At 64.9% G+C, this 12822-nt stretch carries 1 protein-coding gene; it reads left to right on the plus strand.

The features are described from left to right. Positions 1-409 precede the first annotated feature (409 nt). A complete protein-coding gene (locus A5745_RS20720; RefSeq protein ID WP_254848631.1) occupies positions 410-12775 on the plus strand; it encodes a BTAD domain-containing putative transcriptional regulator in 12366 nt (4121 codons plus the stop codon). Positions 12776-12822: the final 47 nt, after the last annotated feature.

Below are 12822 nucleotides of genomic sequence, written 5' to 3' on the forward strand. Positions count from 1 at the left end.
CGTCTGGCCGCCGTTGTCGCGGTCGTGTTCGTATCAATGGCGGGGTCGGTCGCGCGGCCGGGGGTCAGCTCGGCGGAATGCGGCCCCAACATGTCGTGGAATCCCACGACAAACGAATGCAAGGCGCCACCGCCCGTGCCCGACTGGTACAGACCTCCGCCGCCCTACGCGCCAGCGTATGCGCCGCCGGACGTACCGCCGCCTCCGCCAACGCCGGCATGGGCGAAAACGGACCCGGTTTGGAGTAACGGCTTCCACCGTTGGGGCATTGTCGTAGGCGGAGTCTGGGTGCCGCTCTAGGCCGCTTTGCCACAGTTAGCTAGCCAGCGGCGCGCGGCGTCTTTACTCGATCTTGACCATGCATTGAATCGCCCCACCGACCATGGGCAATGTGAGTACGCTTCCATGGGTGGAACTGGGGGTTTTGGGACCTCTCCAGGTCCGGCACGACGGAGCGCCCGTCGTTATCCCGGGCGCCAAACCTCGTGCCATCCTCACGATGCTCGGGTTGCACAGCGCTTCCGTTGTCTCGGCCGACACCCTCGTCGAGCTGCTCTGGGGCGAGGATCCGCCTCGCACCGCGGCCAAGGCCCTACAGACGCACATCTCCTCGCTCCGTCGCACCCTGGGCGACGGCTTCATCTTGACCCAGGGCGCGGGGTGGATCCTCGCCGAGAGCGAGGTTGACGTCTCGCGCTACAAAGCGGCCGCCCGACTAGGGCGCGATGCCGCTGCCGCCGGCGACATCAGCCAAGCGGCGGCCCACTTCGAGGAGGCGCTCGCTCTCTGGCGCGGCATCCCCGAACTGCCCGATGGCAGGCGCGGAACGTCCGAGAAGACGCGGTGGATCGAGGGCCACGCGGCGCTCGTGGAGGATCGAGCCGACGCGCTGCTCGCGACGGGGCGCGCCGCGGAGATCGTCGGCGAACTCGAGGCCGCGGTTGCCGATGCGCCCCTGCGCGAGAGGCGTTGGGGCCAACTGATGCTCGCCCTGTACCGGGCAGGTAGGCAAGGCGAAGCCCTGGGCGCCTATCAGCGGGCTCGGGCCCTGCTCGCCGACGAACTGGGGGTCGATCCGGGGCCGGACTTGCGCCGACTCGAAGCCGCGATCGTCGCGCAGGACACTTCGCTGGAAATCCCCGCGGCACAACAACCTTCGGTGATAACGCGCGCCGTGACGTTCCTGCTGACCGACATCGAGGGGTCGACGGCGGCCTGGGAGGCGGAGGCCGACGCGATGGCCGTCGCGCTGGCAAGGCACGACGAACTCGTCGAACAGGTGGTCACGTCGCGCGGAGGCCGGCTGATCAAGACGCGCGGCGAGGGCGATGCGACCTTCTCCGTCTTCGAGCGGCCGTCAGCCGCAGCCTCGGCCGCAATCGAGCTGCAAGAAGCGATCGTGCAGGAGCCGTGGGTTTTGCGGGAGCCGATGCGAATCCGCGTGGCGTTGCACACCGGGGAGGCCGAGCTTCGCGACGGCGACTACTTCGGTAGGGCAGTCAACCGCGCGGCGCGGCTGCGTTCGCTGGCCGTGGGTGGCCAGATCCTGTGCTCGGGTGCGACCGCCGAACTCGTCATCGACTCACTGGCCGATGACGTTGTGCTCGCCGATCTCGGGATGCGCGAGCTACGCAACCTCGCTCGTCCGGAGCACGTCTTCGAGCTTCGGCTGGAAACCGCTGAGAATCAACGTTCGTCGGTCCCCACCAATGTGCCCGTCAAGCGCCCAAGCCTGCCCGCAGTGCTCGCCGGCCCGGGGCCGTTCGTCGGACGCGGACGCGAATTGGAGCGACTTTTTACCGCCTGGCAGGCCGCGCTTGCCGGTGGCACGAACGCGGTACTGATCGCCGGCGAACCCGGCGTCGGTAAGACGCGTCTGGCCGGCGAATGGTCGCGCCAGGCCTATGACCAAGGCGCCCTGGTGATTTACGGCCGGTGCGACGAGGACCTGGGTGCGCCGTACCAGCCGTTCGCCGAGGCGCTGCGTTCCCTGGTGCCATGCCTCGGCAGCGGTGGACTTCGGGGGCTGCGCGGGGTGGAGGCATTGCTCGCACTGGTTCCCGGTCTGTCCGATGTCCTGCCCGACCTGGCCATGCCCACCCGCGCGGATCCGGACACCGAGCGCTACGCACTTTTCGACGCCGTGGTGGGCCTGCTGGGAATTGCGTCGGCCGGCGCGCCGATCATCCTGATCCTCGATGACCTTCATTGGGCAGCCAAGCCCACCTTGCTCCTGCTACGCCATCTCCTGCGTTTCGGCGAGCACGCCCGCGTGCAGATCGTCGGCACGTATCGCAGCACCGACCTCGACCGTTCCCATCCCCTGGCGGCGATGCTCGCCGACCTGCACCGCGACGGTACCGCGGACCGGCTTCAGCTCGGCGGCCTCGACGAGGACGACGTGAGCGCGTACGTCGCCGAGGCCGGCTACGACGACGAAGAGCTGGCCCGGGCATTGGCTTCGGTCACGGGCGGCAACCCCTTCTTCCTCATCGAGGCATTGCGTCACGTCGACGAGAGTGGTGGCCGGTGGGACCAGAGCACCCTGCCGCAAGGGGTGCGCGAGGCCGTGAGTCGCCGGCTGTCGCGGCTTGCACCGGAGACGAACAAGGCCCTTGCCGCAGCCGCGGTCGTCGGCAGTCGGTTCGCGTTGGACTTGGTCGAAAGCGTGGTCGGCGACGACCTCGTCGACGCGTTGGACGAGGCGTGCAAGGCCGGCATCGTCATCGAAGAGCACGGCGGCCGCTACCGGTTCAACCACGCCATCGTTCGACAATCGCTGCTCGCCGAATTGCCGTCGGTGCGACGCATGCGGCTGCACCAACGCATCGCTACGACGCTCGAGAGTCAGCCCGGCGCCGACGAGGAGCGGCTGGCCGAACTGGCTCACCACTACTTCGAATGTGCCTGGGCGGGCAACGCGGCCAAGGCCGTCGAGTACTGCCGGCGTGCAGCGGATCAGGCGATGACTCGGCTCGCCTACGAAGGAGCGGCCGAACTTTACGATCGGGCCCTGCACGCGCTGGAGGAGATCGACGACGAGCTGCCCGACCGCGACGACCAGACCGCCGAGCTACTGATCGCGCGCTGCGAGGCCCTGCTGGCGGCCGGCGATGTGGCTTCGGCGGCCGGTGCGGTCTCTCAATTGCAAGGAGCGACAGTCGATTCGGCCCGGCTGGCGGCATGGGCGACATGCTTTGACGGCCAGCTGTCGATGCTGACCCATCCCGAACGACTGGACGAGGTCGAAGCCGCGTTGGGCGACGCCGCCACCAAGCTAGCCGAATTGGACGATGCCGCAGGGGAAGCCACGGCACACACGGTTCGGGCGGGGTGTCTCGCCCGCCTCGGGCGAATCGGCGACTGCGAAGTAGCGCTGGACGACGCTCTGACCGCGGCGCGACGAGCGCAGGAGCATCGCCGGGTGAACAACGTGTTGGCGAACGCGCCGCTCGCGGCGCTGTGGGGCCCCAACCCGGTACCGCGCGCGGGCGGCCGGTGCCTTGACGTGGTGCGACTACTGCGGATCACGACGGACTCGCCGGCGGTCGAGGCGACGTCGACGCGGTGTCAGGCAGTGTTGGAAGCCTTCCGCGGCCGCGCCGCGGCGGCCCGGCGGATGATCGACTCGGCCCGGCGCACCGTCACCGAGCTCGGCCTGCGCCATGCCCTCCTCGAGGTCGAACACTTCGCCGGCATCGTCGAGTTGGTCGTGGACGATCCCGGCGCGGCGGAGTTCCATCTGCGTAAGGCCTACAACGGCTTTCGTCGCATGGGCATCGACGTCTGCACAGCCGAGACCGCGGCGTTGTTGGGTCGCGCTTGTCTCGCGCTCGACCGAGACGATGAGGCCGACGAATTGTGCACGGAGAGTGAGCGTCTCGCAGGCAGCGCGCTCAAGGCGTCGATCGCCTGGCGCACGCTTCGGGCGCTTCTGCTTTCGCGCTCTGGTGATCACGATGCGGCGCGGCGGGTTGCCGAGGCTGCCGTCAGCCTGGCCGAGCGCACCGACGCCTTGGTCGATCACGGCGACGCGTGCCTGACGCTGGCAACGGTTTTGGCCGCCGCCAGCGACTCCGCCGGGGCGCGAGGGGCGGCCGAGCGGTCGGTCGACCTGTACGAACGGAAAGGCGCTGCGGCACTTGCCGAGAAGGCGCGCCAGGTTCTCGGCGAGCGGGTCCCGCACCCTGCAGCGACACCGCCTGAAACGCCGGCGGTCGAGCTCGATACCGCGGCCGTCCGAGTGGGCGAACATGTGATGGCCGCGATTCATCGCGAAGCATGGGACGAGGTCGAGCGGCTATTCGCACCAGACCTCGTCGTCGAGAGTCGTCGGAAGATCGTCGGTCTAACTCTGCTATCAGACGCGGTGCGAGGGGGGTTGAGGCGGGAACTTGAGGCGGGCACCGTACGGATCAACCATGTCATGGTCGCCGCGCGAGGCGAGCGGCTGGCTCTCTCTCGATTAATTACGAGCAGTCCCGACGCGAGTCCCGGAGCGCCGCAGGACGAACTTCTTCAGCTCTACGCCATCAACGAAGACGGTCAAGTCGCGTTGCAGGTGTGGTTCGACGTCGAAGACATCGACGCGGCGATGGCCGAACTCGACGCCTTGCACGCCCGACTCGAAGAGCTACATCCTCGAGCGCCGCTCGAGAATGCCGCGACGCGGGCGTATGAGCGCCTGCATGCGTATTTCGCGGCCCGCGACTGGGACGCGATAACCGAGCTCCTCACCGACGACTACTACGGCGACGATCGCCGTTCGGTCGTAGGCTCCGGGATCCGACGCGGCCCCGATGCGGCGATCGAAGACTTCCGGTCGGCCGCCGACATCGAGGTGACGGACGCGAGCTCCGACACCGTTGCGACCCGTGGAGCGCGCCTCGCCCTCACTCGTGCCCGCTACTCGCGAACCGGCCAGGAGTCAGAGGGGTTCCACGTCGATTTCCTACAAATAGTCGAAATCGACACCGACGAGCGGATCGCGGCCATGCCCGCGTTTGACCTCGACGACTTCGACGCCGCCATCGCCGAGCTCGACGCGCGGTACCTCGTCGGCGAGGCGGCCGCCCATTCCCACACATGGTCAGTCATCGCGCACGCCTACGACGCCGCCAGGCAGCACAAGCTGCCCGCGATGACGCCTGACTGCGTCACTATCGACCACCGCCGGGCGAAGGCGTTCGCGCCCGGCGAGATGACCGAGTACATCCGTGCCGGGTGGGACCTCGATCAGACCATCCGAACCTATGTCGAGGTTGTACACCGGTTGAGCGATCTCGGAGCGGTTTGCACCTATGCGGCGCATGGCCTTTCGCACGAGGGCTTCCACGCTGAGTGGCGGGAGATCGCCATTTCGACGGTCGAAGGTGACATGGTCAACCGCTGCGAGCTGTTCGATGACGACGAACTCGATGCCGCGCTTGCGCGGTTCGAAGAGCTCAACCGGCCCGCATCAAAACTAGAGAACGACGCAAGCCGGGTATTCGAGCGCCTTTATTCATACGTTGCGGCCGGCGACTGGCACGCCGTGGCTCAAATAACGGCGGAAAACGTCTCGGTCGACGATCGCCGACGAGTGGTGAACGCCGGGATCATCCATGGTCGAGATGCCAACATCAAAGATGCGCAGGCGACCGCCGATGTCGGCTTCACGATGACCATGGTGGGCGTCCTGGCAACCCGCGGCAGCCGCCTCGCACTCACACGTGTTCGCGTCTCGGGCCGCGACCCCGAGGCAATTGAAAACGATTCCTTCTCCATCATCGAGATCGATGTCGAAGAGCGAATCGCCGCAGTTGTCGTGTTCGATCTTGACAACTTCGAGACCGCAATCGCCGAACTCGACGCCCGCTACATTGCCGGCGAAGCGGCTGCCCACTCGCGCACATGGTCTGTGATCATGCAAGCCTACGAAGCGCTTAACCGGCGCGAGATGCCGCCAACAACACCCGGTTGGGTGAACATCGACCACCGCCGCGGAACATCGTTTGCGTCCGGTGAAATGCCAGCACTTCTCGATGCCGTGTGGAACCTCACTACTGATCTCAGCCACTCCATCGAGGCTGTGCAGCGGCTGAATGATTTCGGAGCGGTCATCACCAACGCGTCGCATGAGACCTCACGAGAGGGCTTCGACGCCGAGTGGCGCGTGATCACCGTTGTAACGGTGGAAGGCGACATGCTCAGCCGCTGCGAAGTATTCGACCAGGACGACCTCGACGCCGCGATCGCCAGGTTTGATGAACTGCGCCCGCAGACGCGTCGGCTGGAAAATACGGCCGCGCGGGTGTACGAGCGCATCCTGGCGCACTTCGCAGCGCGCGACTGGGACGCAATAACACAAATACTGGCCGAAGACGTTTCCACGGAGGATCGTCGTCGGGTGGTCAATGCCGGCCGCCGACACGGCCAGGACGCCGTCGTCGCAGAAATTGCAGCGATCGCCGAGGTCGGGACTGTACACCTTGCATCAGAGATCCTTGCGACTCGTGGAGAACGCCTCGTCTTGACTCGCGGCCGGGCCTCGGCGGGATCCCGCGGTCCCGATGCGTTCCGAAGCGATCTCCTCGACGTGGTCGAAATCGACTCCGACGAACGGGTCGTGGGACGCGTCATATTCGACCCCGACGACTTCGACGCCGCAATCGCCGAACTCGACGCACGGTACATCGCCGGCGAGGCGGCACCGCATGCGCAGACATGGTCGGTGATCGCATCGAGCTACGCAGCAATCAATCGACACGAGCAGCCACCAACGACGCCGGACTGGGTCAACGTCGACCACCGCCGGGAGATCGCGATGGGTCCCGACGGTCTAGTCGCATATATAAAGGCCGGGTTGGACTCTGACCAAGACATCACGTGCTATGTCGAGACTGTGCATCGTCTAAACGGCGACGGAGCCGTCGTCAGCTACGCCGCGCACGAAACTTCGCGAGAGGGCTTCAATGCCGAGTGGCGCGGTGTCGTAGTCCTATTGGTCGACGGTGAAATGGTCAGCCGCAGCGAGCTATTCGACGAGATGGACCTCGATGCCGCGGTCTCCAGGTTCGAACAGCTAAGCCGGTCGGCGCAGCGGCTGGAAAACGCTGCGAGCCAAGTGACCGAGCGATTATTGACGGCCCTGACGGCAGGCGAGTCGGACGCCATGGCGGAAATACTGGCCGAGGACTTTTGCGCTGACGATCGGCGTCGGGTGGTGGGCGCGGGAGTCCGACACGGTCGATTCGCCGCGATCGCTGACGCGCAGGCAATCGCAAGCCTCGGAATCGCGAACGCGGCCTCGACAGTCATGGCGACCCGCGGCGAGCGCCTCGTCCTCTTCTGTGGCCGGTACTCGCTCCGCGATCAGGGACCCGAGGCGTTCCTCGGGGAGGTGCTCAGCATCGTCGAGATCGACACCGACAGCCGGATAGTCGGCTACGTCACGTTCGACCTCGACGACTTCGACGCCGCCATGGCTGAGCTCGACGCTCGGTACCTCGCCGGCGAAGCCGCACCCCACGCGCACACATGGTCAGTCATCACAGGTAGCTACGCCGCGCTCAACCGGCACGAGATGCCCGCGGCGACACCCGACGGGGTCACCATGGACCACCGGCGAGGGGGAGCGTTCGCGCCCGGTGAGTTGACCGCGTACATCCGTGCAGCATGGGACACCGCGCCGGAAGCCACGATTCACGTCGAGGTTGTGCACCGGCTGAGCAGCTTAGGAGCGGTGGTCACAGAGGTGGCGCAAGGCGTAACGGTGGACGGCTTCGACGCGGAGTGGCGGGACATAGCCATCTTGACGGTCGATGGCGGCCTCCTCAGCCGCGGCGAGTTGTTCGACGAGGCGGACCTCGACGCCGCGATCGCGAAGTTCGAACAGCTCAGTCGGCGCACACCTCGGCTCGAAAACGCGGCCAGCGAAGCGTACGGGCGGTTTCGGAAGTACTTCGCCGCGCGCGATTGGGCCGCCATGGCGGAGCTACTGACCGCCGATACGTCTGTCGACGACCACCGACGAGTCGTGAACGCCGAGATCAGGCGCGGTCGTGATGTCGAAATCGCAAACATGCAGGCGTTCGCCGAGATTGGGGCCACGCGCAGTACGGCGACGGTCATCGCGACTCGAGGCGAACGCCTTGTCCTCTGCCGCACCTGTATCTCCGGCGAAGAGCAGCAACCGGGCGCATTCAACATCGAATTTCTCAACCTTGTAGAGATCACCGCCGATAAGCGCATCGCAGCGCGCAGTGCGTTCGACCTCGACGACATCGATGCTGCGTTCAAGGAATTGGACACGCGGTACCTCGCCGGAGAAGCCGCCCCCCACGCGCATACGTGGTCGGTCATCGCGGGGGCTTTTGCCGCGATCAACAGACACGAACTACCCGAGCTGGCGCCGGACTGGATCGACATCGACCACCGGCGCGGAGCAGCATTCGCGAGCGGCGAGATGATCGCCTACATCCGCGACTTGTTCGACAACGAGCCGGATTTCAATTCCTACATCACGGTCGTGCATCGCCTGGGTGAGCTCGGAGCAGTCGTCGCCATGGCATCGCACGGCACCTCGCAACAGGGCTTCCAGGCCGAATGGCGAGAGATCGGGATTTTTACGTTCGATGGGGATCTCCTTAACCGTTGCGAGTTGTTCGACGAGGCAGACCTCGACGCCGCGCTCGCCCGATTCGAGGAACTACGACCGCAGGCTTCACGGCTGGAAACCGTGGCGAGCCGAATGCTCGAGCGATACCAAGCGTGTTTCTCGGCCCCAGACTGGGCTGCCATGGCAGAGCTACTGGCCGACGACATAGTCGTGGAGGATCGCCGTCGTGTGGTGAACGCAGGAGTTCGTCGTGGTCGAGATGTGCACATCGCGGACCTGCGATCCGCAGTGGAGGTCGGTGCAAGGACCATATCGTTGAGCACGTTCGCGACCCGCGGAGAGCGCCTAGCCCTCGCCCACGCGCGTGCCTTCAACCGCGACATGCCCGGTGAAGTAGGCGCCGAGTGGCTCGGCGTCGTCGAGGTCGACGCCGACCAACGCATCGTGGCGATAGTCACGTTCGACCTCGAGGACATCGATTCTGCCTTCGAGGAACTGGACGCGCGGTACCTCGCGGGCGAAGCGGCACCGTACGCGAGCGTTTGGAAGCGCGCCTTGGACACCCTCGACGAGGTCAACCGCCACGAGCCGGGACCGATGATCGAACGTCTTGCATTTACCGACCATCGACGAGTCCCGTTCGCAGACGGAGACTTCCGACGGGCGATTGAGGAGTTGTGGCCTCTCGTATCTGATGCCCGCTATCGCGCGACGGCAGTACATGCCCTCGGTGCCCATGGCGTTGTCGCCAGCCTCGTCATCGAAGGTACCGACGCGCAAGGGAACGAATTGCAATGGGCGCGAGCTCTATTACTCGATCCCGACGAGCCGCGGTTGGAGATCTACGAAGAGAGCGATCTCGACAGGGCGCTCGCGCGGTTTGAGGAGCTGCGTCCGGAGGCGCGCCATCTGAAAAACGCTGCAACCCGCACGTACGCGCGATTGTGGAAGCACTTCATGGCCCGCGACTGGGCCGCCGTGGCGGAAACAATCGCCCACGACATCGTCGACGAGGACGGCCGTCGTCTCGTGGGCCATGGGACCCGCCACGGCCGCGATGCCGAGATGGAAAATCTGCGGGTGACAGCGGAACTCGGGATCACGAATGTCACGCCGACTGTCACCGCTACCCGCGGGGAGCGCCTCGCGCTACATCGTGTCCGGTTCTCGGGCCTCGACCAGCAGCAGCCTGGAGCGTTCTTCAACCCGGTACTCCGCGTCGTTGGAACCGACGCCGACGAGCGCATCGCGATTGTGGTGCTGTTCGACCCCGATGACATTGATTCCGCCTTCAAAGAACTCGACGCGCGTTACCTCGCGGGCGAAGCCACCGTGCACGGGCACACGTGGTCGGTCATCATGCACGCGTGTGCCGCTCTGAATAGACGCGAAATCTTCGCGACGACAGCGAACTTTGTCGACATCGACCATCGGTCTCTTGCCGCGATCGGATCCGGTGACCTGAAGACATACATGCATGCGGCATTAAACGATGGCGCGTACAACGTCTACGTCGAGGCCGTGCATCGGCTGACCGACCTCGGAGCGGTCGTCACCCTTGTGTCGAACGGGACTTCACAAGAGGGTTTTGAGGGCGAGTGGCGCATGGCGGACATCTTCACGGTCGAAGGTGACTTGATCAACCGCTGCGAAATCTTCGACGAGGCAGACCTCGACGCCGCGCTCGCACGCTTCGACGAACTGCACCCGCAGACGCGACACCTCGAAAACGCGGCAAGCCTGGCAGATGACCGCTTCTTTGCCCACACCCGAACCCGCAACTGGGCTGCGGCGAGCCAGATATTGGCCGACAGCAGTTTTGTCGACGACCGCCGTCGCGTGGTGAACATCGGCGTCTGGGACGGTCGCGACACCGTGATAGCGAATATTCGAGCTCTTGCTGATGCCTTAACAGACGTAACTTCGATGGTCATTGCGATCCGCGGGGAGCGCCTGGGCCTGACCCGTATCTCTGCGCCGAACCGCAAATTCGCGCATGGAGATTTCCGCGTCGAAATGCTCTGTGTCGTCGAGCTCGACACCGACGATCGGATCGCGGCGCACGTCATGTTCGACACCGAAGACATCGGCGCCGCCTTTGATGAACTCGAGGCTCGGTACCTCGCCGGCGAAGCGGGTCCCTACGCGCACACATGGTCCGTTGTCACGCGTTCGTACGCCATGCTTAATCGGCGTGAGCTCCCGCCGAGGCCGGACTTCATCGACCAGCGCCGAGGGGTATCGGTCGCGCCCGGTGACCTCACTGCATTCATTGGCGCCGCATGGGAGCTAGAGCGAGACATCTGCAACCGCATCGAAAACGTGCACCGGTTGAACAAGTTCGGAGCGGTCGTCACGCGGGTATCGAACGGGACCTCCCAAGAGGGACTCGAGGCCGAGTGGCGATCCATCGACGTCCTGATCGTTGACGGCGACCTGGTCAACCGCTTAGAAGTCTTCGACGAGGCAGACCTCGACGCCGCGCTCGCACGGTTTGACGAACTGCATCCGCGAGTGCGGGGACTGGAGAACGCGGCAAGCCAAGCGGTAGAACGCTTGTGGAGCTGCTTCGCAGCTCGAGACTGGGCCGAAATGGCCGAGACGATGGCGGACGACATCGTCACTCATGATCACCGTCGGGTTGTGAGCGCCGATGTACTGTGCGGGCGCGATGACCATGTCACAAACATGCAAGCAGTCGCCGAGGTCGGGTTCGAGGGCATTACGTCGACCGTCGTCGCTACTCGCGGCAGGCGCCTGGCACTCATTCGTATCCAGTCCTCGGTCCACGGCTTCGAACCCGGGGAGACGAGCGCCGAAATGCTAAGCGTAGTTGAGGTCGGTGGCGACAACCGGCTCACCGCCAGCGCGATATTCGACGGCGATGACATCGACGCTGCCTTCGAGGAACTCGACGCTCGCTACCTCGCCGGCGAGGCCGCGGCCCACTCGCACGCCTGGTCGGTACTCGCAGACGAATGCGCCGCGTTCAACCGGCACGAAATCACCGCGGCGGACTACATCACCGTCGACCACAGGCCGCTCCCCCTAATCGAGGCCGATTCACAAGCAGCCCTGCAGGTTTGGGAGGTCACGCCAGACTTCAGCATCCACATCGAGGCGGTGCATCGCCTCAGCCGTTTCGGAGCGGTCGCCACCTATACGGCGTATGGGACCTCGCCAGAAGGCTTCGACGCCGAGTGGCGGCCGATCTTACTTCTGATTGTCGACGGCGACCGGATCAACCGCTGCGAGGTATTCGACGAGGCAGACCTCGACTCTGCCCTCATGAGGTTCGACGAGCTCAACCGGCCGCCGCTGCTTGACAACGCCGCCACCCGGATCTGGGAAGGCATGGCTGACGCGTTCAAGCGCCGCGACATAAATGGTTTCCTTGCCCTCTGCACCGCGGACATTCAATACCAGGACCGGCGGAAGGGCCTGCGCGATGAATTCGAAGGTAAAGCACAGCAGAGGATAGCCGTGCAAGCCATGTTCGAGACGGCACCCAGCGGCTTTCGGCTGGAAGTGGAGCCCATCGCCACGAGGGGTTCTCGCCTGTCGCTCATCCGCGTGTGTTATCGCGATACCGATCACGCGGATCGACCGGTCGCCGTCGAGCTCTTACAAATCACGGAAGTCACCGAGGCCGGCCTACTGCACTACAGCGTGACGTTCGACCTCGATGACATCAACGCTGCGGTTGCAGAACTCGATGCCCGGTATGTCGCCGGCGAAGCGGCAGCCCACTCGCGCGTATGGTCGGCCATCACACAAGTGATTGTCACGCTCAACCGCGGTGAAATCCCAGCCATAGCACCGGATTTCAAGGACATCGACCGCCGCGGTGGGCCGACGATGACGCCCGGTGACCTAATCGAATACCTCCGTGCATCCTTTGCCGATTCGGTCGACATCACCATCTACGTTGAGGCTGTTCATCGGCTGACTAGCCTCGGCGCGGTAGTAACCCACGTGGCGAAGGGGACGACACAAGCGGGCTTCTACGCCGAGTGGCGCATGACGGACGTCTTCACAGTCGAAGACGACTTACTCAACCGATGCGAATTCTTCGATGACGCACACCTTGACGACGCCCTCGCACGATTCGATGAGCTCAGCGCGCCGGCACCCTCCCTAGTTGAGGCCGACCCGGACGTCGGCACGCGGCCCTAGATCGTCCCTGCTCTTCAGTGATAACGTAATTCTCCAATTCGTATAAC

This window comes from Mycobacterium sp. IS-2888 (genome assembly GCF_001954215.1).
GTDB lineage: Bacteria > Actinomycetota > Actinomycetes > Mycobacteriales > Mycobacteriaceae > Mycobacterium.